Genomic DNA, 18746 nt, shown 5'->3' with positions numbered 1-18746 from the left:
AACGCTCATGTTTGACTACATCGACAACAACCAAAAACTGGCCGACCTGCTTGCCCGTCTCGACCATGCGCCATGGGTTACGCTCGACACGGAATTCATCCGCGAGAAAACCTACTATCCCCGCCTGTGCCTGATCCAGATCGGCAGCGCTGATGTCCTCGCCTGTATTGACCCGTTGCAAATTGACGACTTGCAGCCGTTTCTCGACTGGCTGGACGAACCACACCGCCTGAAAGTCCTGCACGCCGCGTGGCAAGACCTGGAAATTTTCCACCACCTCAGCGGCAAGGTCCCCACGCCGGTTTTTGACACCCAGATCGCCGCCGCCGTACTCGGCATGGGCGACCAATTGGGTTACGCCCGGTTGGTGGAACATTTGCTTGGGGTGCAACTGGACAAATCCCAGTCCCGCACCGACTGGGCGCGCCGCCCGTTGACCAGCAAGCAACTGGAATACGCCATTGATGATGTGCGCCATCTGCGCACCGCCTACCTGCTGCTGCGGGAGCAACTGGAACAACTTGGCCGCATGAAATGGCTGGACAAACCCTTCCAGAAACTGACCGACCCTGCCAGCTACGCCATTGATCCGCGCACCATCTGGCAGCGGGTCAAGGGCGTGCAAATCCTCAAATCCCGCCAGCTGGCCATCCTGCGCGAACTGGCTGCTTGGCGGGAAGAACGCGCCTTGCACAGGGACATCCCCCGGCGCTGGATACTTTCCGACGAAATCCTGCTGGACATGGCCAAGATGCAGCCCAAAAACGCCGACGCCTTCAACCAGATTCGCGGCCTCAGCACAGAACAGATTGAGCGCAACGCCGGTGAATGGCTTGCCTGCATCCAACACGGGCAAAGCCTGCCGCAGGAGGAATGGCCGCAACTGCCGCGCCGCCGCAAGCTGGACGACAATATGGGCGTGCTGGCCGACCTGCTGACCGCCCTGCTCAATCAGGTCGCCAGTGAAAATGACATTTCCGCCCAAATGATCGCCACCCGCCCGCAAATCGAAAAAATGCTGGAGGAAGGGCGCACGACGGTATCGGATGACTGGCGCGGCGCGCTGGTCAACGACCTGTTCACCGAAGTGCTGACCGGCGCGGCCAGCTTGCGCGTGCGCAATCAGCGGCTGGTGGTGGAGCACTGACAAGGAGCAATCCCCTGGACATCCATTTATTGTTGATCCTGCTGGCGCTGGGCGCGGCGGTAGGCTTTTTCGCCGGATTATTCGGCATCGGCGGCGGCGGCATGATGGTGCCTGCGCTGACCACCCTGTTCATTGCCAAAGGGTTCCCCAGCGGACAAGTGGTGCATCTGGCGCTGGGAACCTCAATGGCGGCGATCGTTATGACTTCCCTGTCCAGCCTGCGCGCGCATCACGCCAAGGGTGCGGTGTTGTGGCCGGTGGTGCGCCACATCACGCCGGGGATTCTGCTGGGGACTTTCGCCGCCACCTTCTTGGCGACCTACCTGTCTTCACGGCATCTGGCGACCTTTTTTGCCTGCTTCATGGCCTATGTGTCCCTGCAAATGGTTTTGAACGTGAAGCCCAAACCGCACCGTGAGCTGCCGGGCGCGGCAGTGTTGGCTTCCGTCGGCGCGGCGATCGGTGCGGTGTCGGCGCTGGTGGCGATTGGCGGTGGCTCGCTGACCGTGCCTTACCTGACCTGGTGCAACGTCAATATCCGCAACGCCATCGCCACCTCCGCCGCTGTCGGCCTGCCGATTGCGCTGGCAGGCGCGCTGGGCTACCTGCTGAACGGCTGGGGGCAAGCCGGGTTGCCGGAACATACGCTGGGCTACATCTATTGGCCTGCGGTCGTGTTGATTTCCGGCGTCAGCTATTTCACCACACCGTTTGGGGCGCATCTGGCGCATTCATTGCCGATCCCCACGTTGAAAAAAGCCTTCGCCTTGCTGCTGATCCTGTTGAGCCTGAAGATGCTGCATTCAGTGCTGTAACTTGCCGCCCGTCAGCGGGGTTGTGGTAATATCCGGGGAGATTTACCACAACAGGCGCACCCATGACCGAACGCACCGCCAGCGTGGAACGCAACACGCTCGAAACCCAGATCCGCATCACCATCAACCTGGATGGGACTGGCAAAGCCCGCTTTGACACCGGCGTCCCGTTTTTGGAGCACATGCTGGATCAGGTCGCCCGCCACGGCATGATCGACCTTGAAATCGAGTGCCGGGGCGACCGCCACATCGACGACCACCACACGGTGGAAGACATCGGCATCACCTTGGGGCAGGCGTTCGCCAAGGCAGTTGGCGACAAGAAAGGCATCCGCCGTTACGGGCACGCCTATGTGCCGCTGGATGAGGCGCTTTCCCGCGTGGTCATCGATTTTTCTGGCAGGCCAGGGCTGGAGCATCATGCCGACTACTTGCGCTCGCATATCGGCGCATTCGACACTGATTTGTTTTACGAATTCTTCCAGGGCTTTGTGAACCATGCGCTGATAACGCTGCACATCGACAACCTGCGCGGGCGCAACGCCCACCACATTGCCGAAACCATCTTCAAAGCCTTTGGCCGTGCGCTGCGCATGGCGCTGGAGCTTGACCCACGCATGGCAGGCATCATGCCATCCACCAAGGGGAGCCTGTAATGCAGAAGATCGCCATCATCGACTACAACATGGGCAACCTGCATTCGGTGGAGCGCGCCGTCACGCACGTAGCTGGCGGCAAAGCCAGCGTCGCCGTCACTTCCGACCCCGACATGATCGTGCAGGCTGACCGCGTGGTGTTTCCGGGGCAGGGCGCGGCGCGCGACTGCATGCGCGAGCTGGAAACGCGCGGCATGGCCGAAGTGGTGCGCGAAGTCATCCAGACCAAGCCATTCCTTGGCATCTGCATGGGGATGCAAGTGCTGATGCAACATTCCGAAGAAAACGGCGGCATCGAATGCCTCGGCGTCTACGCAGGCAATGTGCGCTTTTTCCGCAATGTGCATCAGGAAATCGGCGTGCGCCTGAAGATTCCGCAAATGGGCTGGAACCAAGTTTGGCAACAGATGGAGCACCCGCTGTGGCAAGGCGTCAAAGATGGGGCGCGCTTTTATTTCGTGCACAGCTATTACGTGGAGCCGGTCACGCCGGATTTGATCGCCGGGTCAACCGATTACGGCATCAGCTACGCCTCCGCGATAGCGAAGGACAACGTGTTCTCGATCCAGGCGCACCCGGAGAAATCAGCGGATGATGGCCTGAAACTGCTGGAAAACTTCGTCAACTGGGTGGTGTAGGGCCACGTTTGCCCGAATTTCACTGCCAGTGCAGCTTTTCCTTTCTTAACCCAAATTCAGGTTTACAACAAAAAATCCCCGCCAGTCGCCCAGCGGGGATTTTTTGTTGTCGCCAGGAACGGAAACGGCGTAAGCCGCTTCCGTCCATTGGCCTGCCTTAGTTTTCGGCAGCCTTCTTGCGTTCCTGGGCTTCCTTGATGACCTGGTCAGAGACGTTCCTTGGGCACGCCGCATAATGCGAGAACTCCATGGAGAACTGGCCACGGCCAGAAGTCATGGTGCGCAGGTCGCCGATGTAACCGAACATTTCGGACAGCGGCACATCAGCCTTGACGCGCACGCCGATAGGCGCAGTGTCCTGGGACTTGATCATGGCGCGGCGGCGGTTCAGGTCGCCGATGACGTCGCCGGTGTAATCGCTGGGCACAAACACGTCGACTTTCATGATCGGTTCCAGAATCTGCGGGCCAGCTTTCGGCATGGTCTGACGGTAGCCGCCTTTGGCTGCAATTTCAAACGCAATGGCGGAAGAGTCAACCGCGTGGAAAGCACCTTCGCGCAGGGTCACTTTCACGTCTACGACTGGGTAGCCAGCCAATGGCCCCCTGCCCATGCTTTCCCGGAAGCCCTTGTCGATCGCAGGCCAGAATTCGCGTGGGACGGAACCGCCCACAACCACGGATTCAAACGCATAACCAGCGCCTGCCTCGTTCGGCTCAATGGTGTAATCGATCTTACCGTACTGGCCGGAACCGCCGGACTGCTTCTTGTGGGTGTAGCTGTCTTCCACCCGCATGGTGATGGATTCACGGTACGCAACCTGTGGCTTGCCGACTTCAACTTCAATACCATGGGTACGCTTGAGGATGTCAACCTTGATGTCGAGATGCAGCTCGCCCATGCCTTTGAGGATGGTTTCGCCGGTTTCCTGGTCGGTCTCGACACGGAAGGACGGGTCTTCCTGAATCATCTTGTTCAGTGCCATGCCCAGCTTCTCAGCAGCGCTCTTGTTTTTAGGCGCAACGGCAATGGAAATGACCGGATCAGGGAACACCATCGGCTCAAGCGTGGCGGGCTTGTTCACGTCACACAGGGTGTGGCCAGTCTGGACGTTTTTCAGGCCGATCAGCGCAATGATGTCGCCCGCCTGCGCCGTTTCAATTTCAGAACGGTCGTTGGCGTGCATTTCCACCATACGGCCAACACGCTCGGTCTTGCCGGTGAACGTGTTCAGCAACGTGTCGCCTTTTTTCAGGGTGCCGGAATACACACGCACGAAGTTCAGCGCGCCAAAGCGGTCATCCATGATCTTGAACACCAGCGCACGCACCGGGCGGGCAGGGTCAACGATGGCAAATTCGCCGGTCGGGTTGCCTTCCAAGTCGGTTTCTGGCTGCGGGTTGACTTCAGTCGGGTTCGGCAGGTAATCAACCACGCCATCCAGCACCAGCTGCACACCCTTGTTCTTGAAGGAGGAGCCAGGGAAGGTCGGGAAGAAGTCCAGCGCGATGGTGCCTTTGCGGATGCAACGCTTGAGGTCGTCGATGGATGGCTCTTCACCTTCCAGGTACATCATCATCATCTCGTCGTCCTGCTCAACCGCAGTCTCGACCAGCTTGTGGCGCCATTCCTCGACCTTTTCGGTCATGTCGGCAGGCACCTCCTGAATCTCGTAGTTCATTGGGTCGCCGGAGTTGTCCCATACCCATGCCTTACGGGTCAGCAGGTCAACCACGCCGACAAAGCTGTCTTCGAAACCGATTGGCAGGGCCATGACGACTGGCTTCGCACCCAGCACATCTTCCACCTGCTGCACAACGCGGTAGTAATCGGCACCGATACGGTCCAGCTTGTTGACATAAATGATGCGCGCAACCTTGGATTCGTTGGCGTAGCGCCAGTTGGTTTCTGACTGTGGCTCAACACCGCCGGAACCGCAGAATACGCCGACACCGCCATCCAGGACTTTCAGTGAACGGTAAACTTCGATGGTGAAGTCAACGTGCCCCGGGGTATCGATGATATTGAAACGGTGGCCTTTCCAAAATGCGGTGGTCGCTGCGGACTGGATGGTGATGCCGCGCTCGGCTTCCTGCTCCATGAAGTCCATGGTGGATTCGCCTTCGTGTACTTCACCGATCTTATGGATTTTGCCCGTCAGTTTCAGGATACGCTCAGTTGTTGTCGTTTTGCCCGCGTCGACGTGGGCAAAAATGCCGATGTTTCGGTAGAGTGTTAAGTCAGTCATTAGTCCAAATCTCAAAGAAAACGCATGAATTGCGGTAAGGGGGCGATTGTAAAGCATCTTGAAGCACGGAGTAAGAGGAATTTCAAGCCCAAATCCGTCGTTTCAATGATTTTTTCGTTAAGGAATTGCTCATAACAGCCAGCTTGCAGGAATCTCGCCCGCCAATGGCGCAACGCTGATTTCGCGGAACGTTTCCCCTGGCCTCGCCGCCTTGCACACCACGGCTGGTTCGCTTTTGCCCTTGCTGTATTTGGCGGAAATTTGCGCCGCCAGTTCAATGTCATCATCCGTGATGCCATCGCCATCCAGAATGGTCAGGGGGCCGGAATGGCTGGCGGTTTTAATCCAGGTGAACTGGTTCTTGTAGCCTTCGAGGAAATTGGTTTCGCCCTCTTCACGCGACACGATCATCTTGAAATGCGGGCGTGGGCGCAGGTGCCGACCAATTTTCAGCAGCATGATGTCATCCAGCTCATAGTCGCGACTGGGGCGGTGCGCCCACAAATCTTTCAGTTTGTGGGTGTAATTGGCGTCCGTGAGGAAACAGCAGCCGCCCGCCGGTTGGGCGTATTCCTCAATGCCCCATTGTGCGGCCAGCGCCATCTGCGGCTTGCGGCTACGCCCACTGAAACCGAACAGCCTTTCCCGATCAACCCAACCTTCGCGCTCCGGCAGGCTCGGCGGCAGGTTATGCGCGGACAGCGGACGCAACAGCAAGTCTTCCGCCCCTGATTCCCGTGCGACTATCGGCATGGTGGCGGAACGCTGCGACATGGGGCGCTGCCCGACGACTTCACCCGTAATAATGAAGTCGAAAGCGTGTTTCCGGATCCACTCGTGCGCCTTCTTCACCATGAAAATCTTGCAATCGAGGCAAGGGTTCATGTTCGCGCCGTAACCGTGCTTCGGGTTCAGCACCACATCCTTGTATTCATCCACGATGTCGACGATGTGCAGCTTGATGCCAAGCTGTTCCGCCACCCACAGCGAATTGTTGCGTTTCGGCTTGGCCTTGTCCTGCTTGCGGATGGCGTGGGTATGGCCTTCCACGCAAAAGCCGGTGTAGAAATTGATGCCTTCCACCTGTACGCCTTGCTCCAGCACCGCTTTGGTCGCAAGCATGGAGTCAAGTCCGCCGGAAATCAGGGAAACGGCGCGGTATTGTCGGGTCATGGGCGTCTCTGTGCCTATTGGGGAGGCGACATTATGCCAGAAAGGCTTCAGCCGAAATATTTTCCTGGATGATCATAGCGGAAGCCTTGCCTGCGCATCCGGCTGTATGCTGCCTGCAATCCAACCACCAGCAGGTTGTTGCGCGCCAAGGCTTGAGGGAAACCTTGCTGAAAGGCCCGCTATTCCCGCTGCGCCTGCACCTCGACGCATGGCGCTTCGCCAGCCGCCGCCAAAAGCGCTGGATTCGCGCAGAACTGCTGGGGAATGCCATCGTCCTGGGCGTCATCTGGGGCTGGCTGGACAGTCCTGCCCTGCAAACCCACAACCTGCTGATGCTGGCGGCTTATTGCCTGTCCGCCTTCTTCGCGGTGTGGACAGTCCACCATGATTGCGCAACCGACCACTGGAACAACGCCCGCACCTTGCGCTCGCCGTGGAAAAGCCTGCTGTTTTACAACATGTTTTTCCACATCGAGCACCACCTGTTCCCGGCGGTTCCCACCTGCCATCTGCCGGAACTGGCGCGGCGGCTGGATCAGGCGGGCTATCGGGAACACCGCTGGGTTCTGTAAGGCAGAAAGCCACATTCATAAAAGATACGGCAAGCTTGCATATTATCTGCAAAGCTTTCGCCGATAATGACGCCTGGCGGGTTCAACCGGCAAATATTTAGGCTGACCAATAGGGGGATTCATGCGTTTACATTTACCCTGGCTGCTTGCTGCCATCGCGTTGTTTGCGGTGGAAGCCATCATTGCCACCAAGCTTAACCACCTGCATTTCATCCGTGCCTATTTCGGCGATTTTTTGGTGGTGATGCTGGTGTATTGTGCGGTGAAGGCATTCTGGAACGTGGAGGCAAAACGCCTGGCGCTGGGTGTGTTCGTATTCGCCTGTACGGTTGAACTGGCGCAGCTATTCCGGCTGGCGGATGTGCTGCACCTGACCGGCTGGGCGCGGGTAGTGCTGGGGACCAGCTTCAGCGTCCACGACATCCTGATGTATGCCGCAGGCTGCCTGGGCATTTGGTGGCTGGACACCCGCTGCGCAGTCATCAAGGCCAAGCGAGTTATCCTGGAATGAGTAGAGGCTAATGGGTTAGCTGGGCTAACCGCTGTTTTGGTGTAATACGATTTATTCGGCACAAGCCAAACTGTCATTTGCGGATCATGTGAATGCGGCGGCAAGGCTGATCGAAGAAACCGGCCACCACCGCCGCGACAAGGAGCTGCTAGAATTACAGCAAGCCCTTGCCAAGGACAGCAGCCCATGAAACAAGCCTTCCACTATAATCTGATCCGCCTTCAGCCCGATGTGGAAATCGGCGAACTCTCTGATATTGATGAATTCGTAGCCCTGAGCGGGCAAGGCAATTCTCACGACTGGAAGTTTGACCGGGATGAGTTACACGAAAGAATATTTGGCAACAAACAGCACGGTTTGGAACCATTGAAGAAACTACAAAACCATTTCGGAGATATTGAAAAGGGCGACCAAGAGAATAGCCGCCCTTCTCACCACGTCAATACGTGAGTTCCGCCCAGCGCCCCTCTGCCTGCAACCGGCTTTTCAACGCCTGCCAGTTCGCCGTCGAACCCGCCAGCTCACTCATCACCCTGTCCAGCACCGCCACCTGTTTCTGCAACCCTGCGAGGTAGACATAAGTGTTCGGCATCTGCATCAGCACCCAGGTTTTCGCCCCATTCTGTGACAGGCTTTTGCCCAGCGTTTCCGCCACATCCGCATAGGAATACGGGCTGATCGCCTGATACGCCTCGAAAGTGGCTTCATCGTAGTAGTTGGCCAGATCATTGTTCTGGTCGTTCATGTACAGGTTGTCCAGACCGCTTTTCGCGCCGTAGAACAGCCGCACCTTGCCCTGCCAGCCGCCGTGTGTGGCGTACACCGACCTGATCAGGCTACGGAATGGCGCAATCCCGGTGCCCGTGCCGATCATCAACAGGTTGCTGGATTTGTCGGCGGGAACCCTGAACGGTGCCTTGTACGGCCCGGTCAGGGTAATCTGCTTGCCGGGCGCTGCATCACACAAGAATTGTGAAGCAATACCAGGGTATTCCTCCCCCGATATTTCATCGATGTAGGAACAGCGCCGCACCAGAATCTCGATGTCAGTGCCTTCGCCACTCGGCTGCGCCGACACCACGCTGTAATAACGGTGATGGAACGGGTTGCCGAACGGATGTGGCCCCGGAACCAACACGCCGATATTCTGCCCAGCCAATGCCCGGAACGCCGGTTCATCAACACTCAGCACCAGCTCGCGCACTTCGTCCGTGCTGCTGCTGGTAATGCGGGTACTGGCCTTGAGGGTCGCCTGGCAGGTAGCGCCAACAGTTTCTTCAGTCATTATTGTCTCTCCCAAATAGTCAATTAAGAAACCCCTCCCAACCTCCCCTTATCAGGGGAGGAGCCGGATGCGACTCCGAACCTCTGACTCCCTCCCCTGATAAGGGGAGGGTCGGGGAGGGGTTTCTTCTAATGTCCACGATTCTTGCACGCGCCCTTGCCGCTGCACCCGCACGACGAACCGCAGCCGCCGCCTTCTTCCCGTGGTGGGCCGAACTCGGGGTGGCGCAAGGCGTATTCGCGCACAATCCGCTGCACCACAATCCACGCCAGCAACAACACCGGCATCGCCAGCATGGCAATCACATAATCCCGCATCATTCCGCCCCCAATCCTGCAAAGCCCATGAACGCCAGCGACAGCAAGCCGCCCAGAATCAGGCTCAGAGCCGCGCCTTGCGTCACACTCGGCAGTTTCGCCAGCTCCAGCCGCTCACGCAGGCCCGCCATCAGCAACAGCGCCAGGATAAAACCTGCGCCCGCGCCCAACGCATACGCCAGTGACTGCATGAAGTTGTATTCCTTGAAGGTCTGGAACAGCGCCAACCCCAGAATCGCGCAATTGGTGGTGATCAGCGGCAGGTAAATCCCCAGCGCGCGGAATAATGTCGGGCTGAGTTTCTTCAGGGTCATTTCCACCAGCTGCACGGCGGAGGCGATCACCACGATGTAGCTGATCAGGCGCAGGTACTCGATGCCGAACGCCACCAGCAATTCATTCAGGAAATAAGCGCACACCGAGCTGACCAGCATGACGAAGGAAGTCGCCAGCCCCATCGGCAGCGCGGTATTCAGCTTGCCGGAAACGCCCAGGAACGGGCACAAGCCCAGAAACATCGCCAGCACGAAGTTGTTGGCCAGAAAGGCGTTGAAAAAGATGAACGTAATACTGTCAGCGTTACCCATGTGTGGCACCCTCCGCGCCCAAAACCTGATCCTGTTTGCGTGTTTTCAGCCATTCAAAGAACAGCAGCCAGCCGCCCAGCACCAGGAAACCACCCGGCGGCAACACCATCACCACCCACGGCTGGAAATGTTCGCCGAACAGCGGCAGGCCGAATAATGAGCCGCTGCCCAACAGTTCGCGCACGCTGCCAAGGCTCAGGAGCGCCAGGGTGAAACCCAGCCCCATGCCTGCCGCATTCACCATCGATTTCAACGGCTTGTTGCGCGAAGCACAGGCTTCCGCCCGCCCGAGGATAATGCAGTTCACCACGATCAACTGGATGAAGGCACCCAACGCGTGGTACAGCGGCTGGCTCACCGCCTGCATGGTGTAATCGACGATGGTGACGAAGGTGGCAATGATCACGATGTAAGTCGCAATCCGCACCTCCGACGGGATCAGGTTGCGGAACAGCGACACCAACAGGCTGGAGGCAATCAGCACGAAGGTGGTCGCCACCCCCATCGCCAGCGCGTTCATTGCCGAATTGGTGACGGCCAGGGTCGGGCACATCCCCAGCATCATCACGAACACCGGGTTTTCGCGCCAGACGCCTTCGAGGAAGGTGTCCAGCGTAATGCGGTCATCCTGTTTGATCAGGCTCATGGCTTGGCTCCTTCAATCTTGGACAGTAACGGCACAAGCTTGGGCAATACGTCCTGCGCGCTGCCGTTCAGCCCCTTGGCGATGGCCTTGGAGGAAATGGTCGCGCCGCTGATGGCGTCGATTTCCCACGGGTGCTGCTTGGAGCCGTGCTTGACCGCGACAATGGCGTTGGCCAGTGCTTTGCCCGCCGCATCCAGCTTTGCTTCCAGATGCTCGAAGTTGGCGACGAAAGCCTTGTCGGTAATGGTCTTGTCGCCCAGCCCCGGCGTTTCGGTCTGCTTGATGACCTTGACGCCGGTGATGCATCCGCACGCCGGGGTGTAGGCGTAAATGGTGTCGACCGAACCGGAATAACCCTGCGCGCTGCCTTCCGCCGCGACCCCCAGCAGTTTGCCCTGCGCATCGTAACCGGCATACACATTGACGCCTTTCATGCCAGGGGCGGCCTCCAGCAGTTCGCCTTGCCCATTGATGATGAAATGCTTGTCGGCGGTCGCGCCCGTGATCACCTCCAGCACGGTTTGCTGGATAGCCAGACGCTTGTTTTCCTCAATCGCCGGTTTGGTGGCCTGGAACACCGTCACAATCAGGAAGCCGGACAGCGCGGTCACAAACCCCAGCGTGGCGACCATCGCCATACTTGTTTTGCTGCTCATGCGGATTTCTTCCTCGGTAGCGCGCCAAACAGCCTTGGCTGGGTGAAGGCGTCAATCAACGGGGTGGCGGCGTTGCCAAGCAGAATGGCGTACATAATGCCCTCCGACAGGCTGCCGTAGACACGGATCACCACCGTCAGGCCGCCGATCAGCAGCCCGTAGATCATCACGCCCCTGGGTGTCAACGGCGACCCCACCATATCGGAGGCCATGAACATCGCCCCCAGCATCAACCCGCCGGAAAACAGCATAAACAGCGGATCAGCGCATTTGGCCGGATTGATCAGGTGCAACACCCCGGAAGTCACCACCACACCGATGAAAATCCACGCAGGAATCTTCCAGTTCATCATGTTGCGCGCGATCAGATACAAACCGCACAGCAGGATCAGGATGGCGGAAGTTTCCCCCGCCGAACCCGCCACCGCGCCGCTGAACAGATCCAGCGGGCTGGTGGCGACATGCTGGAACTTGTGCAGCGCCAGCGGGGTAGCCCCGGTAAAACCATCCACCGCGACCTGTTTCACCCACTCTGCCGTCTCCGGCGGAATCAGGAACGGCAGGGTCAGGGTGGAAGGCACAAATTCGGTGAAGCGCCCACTGAAAAACGCTGGCGTCCAGGTGGTGATCGCCACCGGAAACGCCGCCTGCACAAATGCCCGCCCAACCAGCGCCGGGTTGAACACGTTGAAACCGATCCCACCGAACACCGCCTTGCCGATGGCGATCCCCGCAATCCCGGCCAGCGCCCCCATCCACAACGGAAAACCCGGCGGCAAAGTCAGCGCCAGCAGCATGCCGGTAATGGTGGAAGACCAATCCCCCAGCGAATTAGGCTTGCCGCCCATCCAGCCGAAGAAACGTTCGGTGCCAAGACAAGCCAGCGTGGTGACAATCACCAGCGCCAGCACACTGATGCCGAACTGGTACACCGCATACGCCACAATCGGCAACAGCGCATACACCACGTTGCGCATAATGGTCGGCACATCCTGCGGCTTTTTCACATGCGGGGCGGTGTGTAGAACGACGTGTTTATTGGCCATCAGGCAGCCCTCTCCTGCAATTCGCGGTTAACCGCCTTGGCGATGCGGAAGTATTGCACCAATGGAATATTCGACGGGCATACGAAACTGCAACAGCCGCATTCAAAACAGCTTTTGAGATGGAATTCGGTTTCCATCAGTCCGTACTGGCGTTTGCCAGCAAGCCAGCCCATCTGCGCCGGGTTGAGGTGCATCGGGCAGGCATCCACGCAACGCCCGCACTTGATGCAGGGGTAAACCGCTGCGGTATTTTCGCCATCCATGAAAGTGCGGCCCTGAAACACCAGCACGCCGGAAGTGCCCTTGGTAATCGGCACATCCAGTGAAGCCAGGGAAGCGCCCATCATTGGCCCACCGAGGATGACTTTCTCGTGGTCGGCTTCCACCCCCATTTGTTCGAGGATGAAACGCACCGGCGTGCCAATCGGCACCCGATAATTGCCAGCCTTGGGCATATCGACGTTGTAACCAGTAATGGTGACCACGCGCTCAATCAAGCCTTCGCCAGACGGTAGCAGCCTGCCCAGTTGCGCCAGCGTACCGACGTTATTAACGACGATCCCCAGATCAATGGGCAGGCCGCCTTCCGGCACCTCCACGCCTAGCAGCGATTTCAGCAGCATCTTTTCCGCGCCCTGCGGGTACTTGGTTTCCACCAACTCCACCGTAATCCGGTCATCAGGGCGCAAGGCGGCTTTGAGTGCAGCAGCAGCATCCGCCTTATTGTCTTCAATCCCGACGATGGCCCGTTCTGCTCCGGTGATGCGCAGTGCGTAGCGGATGCCTTGCAGCAAATCCTGCGGTTGTTCCAGCATCACCCGGTGGTCACAAGTGAGGTAGGGTTCGCATTCGCAGCCGTTCACCACCAGCGTGTGCGCAGCCTTGCTGGCAGGGATTTTCAGCTTCACATGCGAAGGGAAAGCCGCCCCGCCCAACCCGGCCAAGCCGGTCGCCTGTACGCGCTGGATCAGTTCCGCGCGGGTCAGCGTTTCCGGCTCCACCGGCTCGCCGTACAACACCTGCTGGGAGGCAGCCTTGTACACATCGATCACAATCGACAGCACCCGTGGGCCAGCCGCACTCGCCATCAGGCCGATGTCGCGGACGATACCGGTGGCTGGCGCATGTACCGGCACGGACAGAAAACCATCCGCTTCGGCAATCACCTGCCCGCGCACCACTTCCTCACCCACTTTGACGATGGGTTTGGCAGGTCTGCCAATGTGCTGCATAACGGGCACGATCAGACGCGGCGGGAAAGCCAGCCGCTTGATGGCTTTCCCCTGGGTCGCTTCCTTGTGGTAATGCGGATGGATGCCGTGCGAGAAGCGGCCTTTGCGCAATTTGTCAAACAGAGCAAGCATGAAAAATCCTCATGATTCCCATCTTAAGAAACCCCTCCCCGACCCTCCCCTTATCAGGGGAGGGAGTGAAGAAAGATGTGCCACCTTCTTGTTCCTCCCCTGATAAGGGGAGGTTAGGAGGGGTTTCTTCACTGATACTTCGCCGCCCGTGCTACCAGCTTGTCGAGGCCGGGTTCGTTCGGGTTGTGCGGAGTGCCGGGGTGCAAGCAGCCTGCCGTGCATTTTTCAGCCGCTTTCACGATGTCCTTGAAAGGCCCGCCCTGCGGATTGATGACGATGGCTTTCTTGGCATCGTTGTAAGCAAAGATGCCCGGGTTGATATTGATGCACTCGTCGCAGGCGGTGCATTCCGGCGTTTCCACCCACACCGGCTCATAATCGGCAGCATTGGCGGCAGCACCATTGGACGCCGTTGGAGCCAGTGCGCCGTTGCCGCCGCTGGCCAGCAGATTGGCCGGAACACTGCCTGCCGCCATCCCCATCAGGGTGGCGGTCAGTTGCTGGGCAACTTCGGCCTTGGCTTGCAGTTTGATGGCATCCAGATCAACTACCTGATCCACACCTGTCAGCGACTTGAGCTGATGCCAGAAACCACGGCGCTCTTCGGTCGAAGCCACGATTTCCTGCGCTACCAGCACCCGCATCAGCCGGTTCTTGCCGTCCACTGCCCAGATGTACGGGTACTTGCCGTCGCGCTCGTCTTCGTCCAGTTCGATGAACTCGTGCAACTGCACCATATTGTTGTTCCAGGTTTCCGGCGGCGCTTTGCGGAAGCTCTTGCGGAAACGGCCTTCAGTCAGGGCGAAATCGGCGAAGGTCATTGGCACTTTCATGCTGGCGGCTTTGCCTTTTTCGTCGGTATATTCCAGTGCGTAGGTCGGCCAGTCTTCGTCCACGAACGGGTTGCCTTCGATGCTGGCGCAGTCTTTCAAGGTTTCACCGGCATCCGGGTCGAAGCGGAACAAGGGGTAGGCGCGCGATTCGACCGCCAGCTTGCTCTGCTGTTCGGCGGCGTCATCTGCCACCCCATGTTCCGGCTGGCACACGGCGTAGATATTGAACAAGGCCGGACGGCGGCTGTTCAGACCATCAATGAAGCCTTCGATCATGTGGGTCATATTGGAAATGGAGGCTTGCAGCACGAAAGAGGTGCGGTGTGCCATACCAATCAGGCTCATTTCCTTGCGGATTTCGGTCTTGCCTTTCCACGCCTTGCCGTATGGCGCCATGTCGGATACCTGGCCGATAAAGCCGGAAGTACAGGCCTGGCCACCGGTGTTGGAGTACACCTGCGTATCCAGCACCAGCACCTTGATTGGCATCCCGGACATCAGCGCGCGCGACAGGTTCTGGAAACCGATGTCATACATTGCGCCATCGCCGCCAACAGCCACTACCGGCGGGCACAGCCGCCATTCTTCATCGCTGAAGGCTTTCCAGTTGAAGTAGGTCAGGAAGTTGTCGTGCTCAGCCGGGTCGTACTTGTCAGCAATGATCAGCTCGGCCTTGCGGATCGCCTTGAAGCCTTCCGCCATTTTCGCCATGTGGCCTTCGAAGATACCCATCGCCATCGATGGCGCATCCTGGAACAAATGGTTAGCCCATGGGAACGGGTACGGGTTGAAGGGGAAAGTGGACGCCCACACGGAAGTACAGCCGGTGGCGTTGATGATGCCCATTTCGGCACGGCCCTGGTTGGTCTGGCCTTCGGTGTATTTCCACTTCAGGCTGCGCAACGCATCCAGCAGCTTGGTAATGTCTTTCAGCCATGCCTGATTGAGCGGATGGGTGTGGCCACCTGCCTCCTCCAGTGAATGCGACAGAATGCCCAGCGTCAGGTCATGTTCCTGGTTATTGTCGATGGCATTGCGGAAAGCGGCGGTGTTGCCGAGGTCGATATTGCTCGCCAGCTCCATGCGCACCTTGGTTTCCAGCGCATTGATCAGCTTGTCGATCTTTTCCAGATGCACTTTGACGCGTGGTTGCAGCAAGGCTGTCACGGTAGCGGTGAACAGGTGGATACTGGTTTTTTCACCGCAACCCAGGCACGCGCCATCGCCGGACATCATGGCGTGGTAGTTGTGCTTGTCGAGCAGCAGGGTTTCCAGCGCGCCGACCTTTTCGTCCAGATCGTCGATGCGGCTGAAATCCGGGCTGGTGGTGGGCAGGTCGAGCCAGAATTTCCATTCCTTGCGCATCCGCTCCACGCTTTCGGCGGTTTGCGGTACGGCGACCAATGCGCCATCGTCACAGACTTCGATACATTCCATACAGCCTTTGCAGGTGTACGGGTTGAGGGTGACGGCGAACAGCCCGCCGCTGCCTTTCTGCTTTTTCTCGCGGTTGGTGTAGTACGGCTTGGTGACGGCGAAACGGAAGTCGCCGATGACTTCGAGCAGGCGGGCGAATTCGCGTTCCAGGCTTTCCTTTTCCTTGCCTTCCAGTTCGGACTCGGCCAGCAGTTCCAGCACCGCGTGGTCGAGGAGCTGGTTGACGTTGGCTTCTTCACCCTTTGCGTCGATCAGCGCCCGCAGTTTCTTTTCCACGCCACGCACTTCACGGCGCAGGAAACGGGTCGGGTTGCCGCCGCGTTCGATGCGCATGATGGCGGAGTTGAATACGTCGGCGATGGAGTTGACCAGCCCCGGAATGGCGCTATCCGGGCACACGCTGTAGCAGTTGCCGCAGGCGGTGCAGTTTTCCGGCTTGAATTCGGGGTACTCGAAGCGGATCTGGGTCATGTCGCGGTAGAAACCGGTCGCAACCGGCATCAGGCCAGTGGCCATGTACGGGTCGGCGAGGTTGCCGCTGCCCTTGCCCGCGATGTAGAAGCTGCCGGTCTGCTCCCAGAAACGGTGGATGTCGGAAACGTGGCCGTCGCCTTCCGGCAATTGTTTCAGCATGACCGGCAGACTGCTGGCCTGCTTGCGCACGGAATCCGGGGTAACACCGACGGTTTTCTCGGTGATTTCGACGATTTCATCGAAACCGCGACGCACGACCTTCAGGTTGTCTTCTACCACCCGTGCGCCCTTGCCGCCGAACTTGTCGCGCAACTGCTTTTCGATCGCGCCGAACAGGGTTTCGCGGGTCATGTTGTTGCGTTCCATCAGCGGGGAAGCGGCGAAGAACGCGCCCTGGAAGGCATTGCCCTGCATACGGAATTGCAGCTCGGCGTTGGAGGCTTCCTCACGCGCAATCTTGAAACCGTCGACGTAGAACACGCGGATACCGTGATCAACGATGTATTTCTGTGCGTTGCGTGGAATTTGCGCCCACACTTCCTGCGGCGAACCGAGGTTGCTCTGGATGATGAACACGCCATCCTTGTCCAGACCGTGCAGCGGGTTGGAATGCTGGAACACGTTCGGGTCGGGCGACAGCACCACGTCAACGTAGTGGTATTCGCAGTTCAGACGGATCGGCTCCGGCGCTGCCGACAGGTAGTAAGTGGTCGGCTGGCCTTTCTTCTCGGAACCGTATTTCGGGTTGGCACGGATGTCGAAACCGAGCAGGTCGTACAAGGTCATCGCCAGATTCTTGCCGGTGGTGATCGCGCCCCAGCCACCGACCGAGTGCATCCGCACGGTGATGGAACCTTTCGGCATCAGGTTGGGGTTTTCGCTACCGTAAATCGACAGGTCTTTAATTTGCGGGTAACGGCTCAGCAGGTCGCTGAAATACACTTCCTGACGCGGGGTGGCTGCGTCGCGGAAGAAGTCGATGCCGAGGTAGAAGAAACGCTTGTTTTTGCCTTCCGGCAGCATGTTTTCGACTGCGCCGATAATACCTTCCGGTTGCAGGTCGCGGCTACCGAGGCCATAGCAGCCGGAGTACAGCGCAGGCGCATCGCCCGGCTTGTAAGCAGCATACAGTGGGTATGGCAATTCGCCACGCGCAACCATGCCGTTTTCGATGCTCTTGGTGAGGGAAGCGCGTACTTCACGCATGATCGGCAGGTCTTCGGCCAGCGGCTGGTCGGTACGCTCCAGCACCACGCAGCCTTTCTTGCCTTTCAATGCCTTGCTGACCAGATCGCCGGGGAACGGGCGGTACATGGTCAGGTTGATGACGCCAATTTTCAGCTTGCGGGTGTCGCGCAGGTAATCGGCAACGGCTTCCGCCTGCACGATCATGCTGCCCTGGCCGAGGATCACGTAGTCGGCGTCATCGCAGCGGTATTCGGCAATGCGGCCATAGTAACGGCCAGTCAGACCGGCGTATTCGGACATGACCTTTTCAGACAGGTCACGGATGTGGTCGAAAAAGTACGGGCGCTGCGCGGCGGTGGCCTGCATGTAGGCGTCCTGGTTCTGTACCGTACCGGCCACCATCGGGTTGTCGACGCTCCACACTTCCGGCACGCGGCGGCGTTTCGGGCCGTAGATCATTTCCTGCGCCGGGGTCGGGCAGTCGATCATGTCGGATGGGCTGCCGAGGAATTCGTCGATCAGCGCCCGTTCCGGCACTTGCAACGGCTCGATCAAATGGGTGGTGAGGAAGCCATCCTGCGCCACGGCGGCAGGCGTCAGCGACAGTTCGGCAATCTTGCGCCCGATCAGGTTGAGGTCAGCGGCTTCCTGCGCATTCTTGGCAAAAATCTGGAAGAAACCGGTGTCGTCAATGCAGTGATAGTCATCATGCCCGCAGTGCACGTTGAGGCTGGCCTTGGTGATGGCGCGGCAACCGATATTCAGCACGTAAGGCAGACGCTTGCCCACCGCCGCGTACAGGGATTCGTGCATGAACGCCACACCCTGCGCGGAAGAGAAGTTGGTGGCGCGCAAGCCGGTCATGGACATACCCGCAGTCACGGCAGCGGCTGCGTGTTCGGATTCCGGCTCGACGAAAATCAGCGGCTGGCCGGAAGTATTGATGTGACCCTTCGCCACCTCTTCCGCCCAGTATTCGCCCATCTGGGTGGAAGGGGTGATGGGGTATGCACCCGCCGCGTCAGATGCCTCGCGTTCACACATGATGACGGCGGCGTTGCCATCCATCGCCATGCGCGTACCGGGGTACTTGACGGTAGGTTTTGCTGGTTTCTTGCTTCCGAACATTTTGACTGCCTCACGGAAAGAATTT

At 58.7% G+C, this 18746-nt stretch carries 17 protein-coding genes; 7 read left to right on the top strand and 10 right to left on the bottom strand.

The annotated features are described in order from the left end of the window. Positions 1-7: 7 nt before the first annotated feature. The 4 genes from rnd to hisH all read left to right on the top strand — a co-directional run bounded on the left by rnd (position 8) and on the right by hisH (position 3256). Positions 8-1147, top strand: a complete 1140-nt coding sequence (gene rnd, locus VSS37_RS21255) for a ribonuclease D (protein WP_324698501.1) — start codon at positions 8-10, stop codon at positions 1145-1147. Positions 1148-1176: 29 nt separating this feature from the next. Next, positions 1177-1962, top strand: coding sequence for a sulfite exporter TauE/SafE family protein (locus tag VSS37_RS21250; RefSeq protein WP_324698500.1), 786 nt, complete (start codon positions 1177-1179; stop codon positions 1960-1962). Positions 1963-2024: 62 nt separating this feature from the next. Further along, a complete protein-coding gene (gene hisB / locus VSS37_RS21245) occupies positions 2025-2618 on the top strand; it encodes an imidazoleglycerol-phosphate dehydratase HisB (RefSeq protein WP_324698498.1) in 594 nt (197 codons plus the stop codon). Then, entirely contained in the window at positions 2618-3256 is a 639-nt protein-coding gene (gene hisH, locus VSS37_RS21240) for an imidazole glycerol phosphate synthase subunit HisH (protein ID WP_324698497.1), read from the top strand. Before hisB ends, hisH begins: the two co-directional genes overlap by 1 nt. A gap of 157 nt (positions 3257-3413) precedes the next feature. Here hisH and fusA read toward each other — a convergent pair whose 3' ends face one another. Both fusA and VSS37_RS21230 read right to left on the bottom strand, forming a co-directional pair. Continuing rightward, on the bottom strand, positions 3414-5504 hold the full coding sequence (fusA, locus tag VSS37_RS21235) for an elongation factor G (protein ID WP_324698495.1): 2091 nt from the start codon (positions 5502-5504) through the stop codon (positions 3414-3416). A 129-nt stretch (positions 5505-5633) separates the two neighbouring features. Beyond that, on the bottom strand, positions 5634-6677 hold the full coding sequence (locus tag VSS37_RS21230; RefSeq protein ID WP_324698494.1) for a tRNA (5-methylaminomethyl-2-thiouridylate)-methyltransferase: 1044 nt from the start codon (positions 6675-6677) through the stop codon (positions 5634-5636). Between the two features lie 68 nt (positions 6678-6745). Between VSS37_RS21230 and VSS37_RS21225 the strand changes: the two genes are divergently transcribed. From VSS37_RS21225 to VSS37_RS21215, 3 genes are all read left to right on the top strand, one after another. Continuing rightward, complete coding sequence (locus VSS37_RS21225) at positions 6746-7249, top strand: fatty acid desaturase (protein ID WP_324698492.1); 504 nt, start codon at positions 6746-6748, stop codon at positions 7247-7249. A gap of 121 nt (positions 7250-7370) precedes the next feature. After that, positions 7371-7760 (top strand): ribosomal maturation YjgA family protein, encoded by a 390-nt coding sequence (locus tag VSS37_RS21220; protein ID WP_324698490.1) that lies wholly within the window; start codon positions 7371-7373, stop codon positions 7758-7760. A gap of 186 nt (positions 7761-7946) precedes the next feature. Then, positions 7947-8210: a hypothetical protein gene (locus VSS37_RS21215; protein WP_324698488.1), complete on the top strand. Its 264-nt coding sequence runs from the start codon at positions 7947-7949 to the stop codon at positions 8208-8210. Here VSS37_RS21215 and VSS37_RS21210 read toward each other — a convergent pair. The 8 genes from VSS37_RS21210 to VSS37_RS21175 all read right to left on the bottom strand — a co-directional run bounded on the left by VSS37_RS21210 (position 8200) and on the right by VSS37_RS21175 (position 18721). Next, positions 8200-9045 (bottom strand): ferredoxin reductase domain-containing protein, encoded by an 846-nt coding sequence (locus tag VSS37_RS21210; RefSeq protein ID WP_324698486.1) that lies wholly within the window; start codon positions 9043-9045, stop codon positions 8200-8202. The genes VSS37_RS21215 and VSS37_RS21210 overlap by 11 nt on opposite strands. Positions 9046-9173: 128 nt before the next feature. Then, positions 9174-9365, bottom strand: a complete 192-nt coding sequence (locus VSS37_RS21205; protein WP_324698484.1) for a chemotaxis protein — start codon at positions 9363-9365, stop codon at positions 9174-9176. After that, the gene (locus tag VSS37_RS21200; RefSeq protein WP_324698482.1) at positions 9362-9949 is read right to left on the bottom strand and encodes an electron transport complex protein RnfA; all 588 of its coding nucleotides are present in this window, start codon (positions 9947-9949) and stop codon (positions 9362-9364) included. The genes VSS37_RS21205 and VSS37_RS21200 overlap by 4 nt, the downstream gene beginning before the upstream one ends. Then, a complete protein-coding gene (gene rsxE, locus VSS37_RS21195) occupies positions 9942-10595 on the bottom strand; it encodes an electron transport complex subunit RsxE (protein WP_324698481.1) in 654 nt (217 codons plus the stop codon). The genes VSS37_RS21200 and rsxE overlap by 8 nt, the downstream gene beginning before the upstream one ends. Then, positions 10592-11251: an RnfABCDGE type electron transport complex subunit G gene (locus tag VSS37_RS21190; RefSeq protein WP_324698479.1), complete on the bottom strand. Its 660-nt coding sequence runs from the start codon at positions 11249-11251 to the stop codon at positions 10592-10594. The genes rsxE and VSS37_RS21190 overlap by 4 nt, the downstream gene beginning before the upstream one ends. Then, the gene (locus tag VSS37_RS21185; protein WP_324698477.1) at positions 11248-12297 is read right to left on the bottom strand and encodes an RnfABCDGE type electron transport complex subunit D; all 1050 of its coding nucleotides are present in this window, start codon (positions 12295-12297) and stop codon (positions 11248-11250) included. Before VSS37_RS21185 ends, VSS37_RS21190 begins: the two co-directional genes overlap by 4 nt. After that, entirely contained in the window at positions 12297-13661 is a 1365-nt protein-coding gene (gene rsxC, locus VSS37_RS21180; RefSeq protein WP_324698475.1) for an electron transport complex subunit RsxC, read from the bottom strand. The genes VSS37_RS21185 and rsxC overlap by 1 nt, the downstream gene beginning before the upstream one ends. A 128-nt stretch (positions 13662-13789) precedes the next feature. Beyond that, a complete protein-coding gene (locus tag VSS37_RS21175) occupies positions 13790-18721 on the bottom strand; it encodes a 2-oxoacid:acceptor oxidoreductase family protein (protein ID WP_324698473.1) in 4932 nt (1643 codons plus the stop codon). Positions 18722-18746 lie beyond the last annotated feature (25 nt).

It is taken from the genome of Candidatus Thiothrix phosphatis (assembly GCF_035668035.1).
Taxonomy (GTDB): domain Bacteria; phylum Pseudomonadota; class Gammaproteobacteria; order Thiotrichales; family Thiotrichaceae; genus Thiothrix; species Thiothrix phosphatis.
Note: the sequence above shows the minus strand (reverse complement) of the source record. Positions and strands in the feature narration are given on the sequence as shown.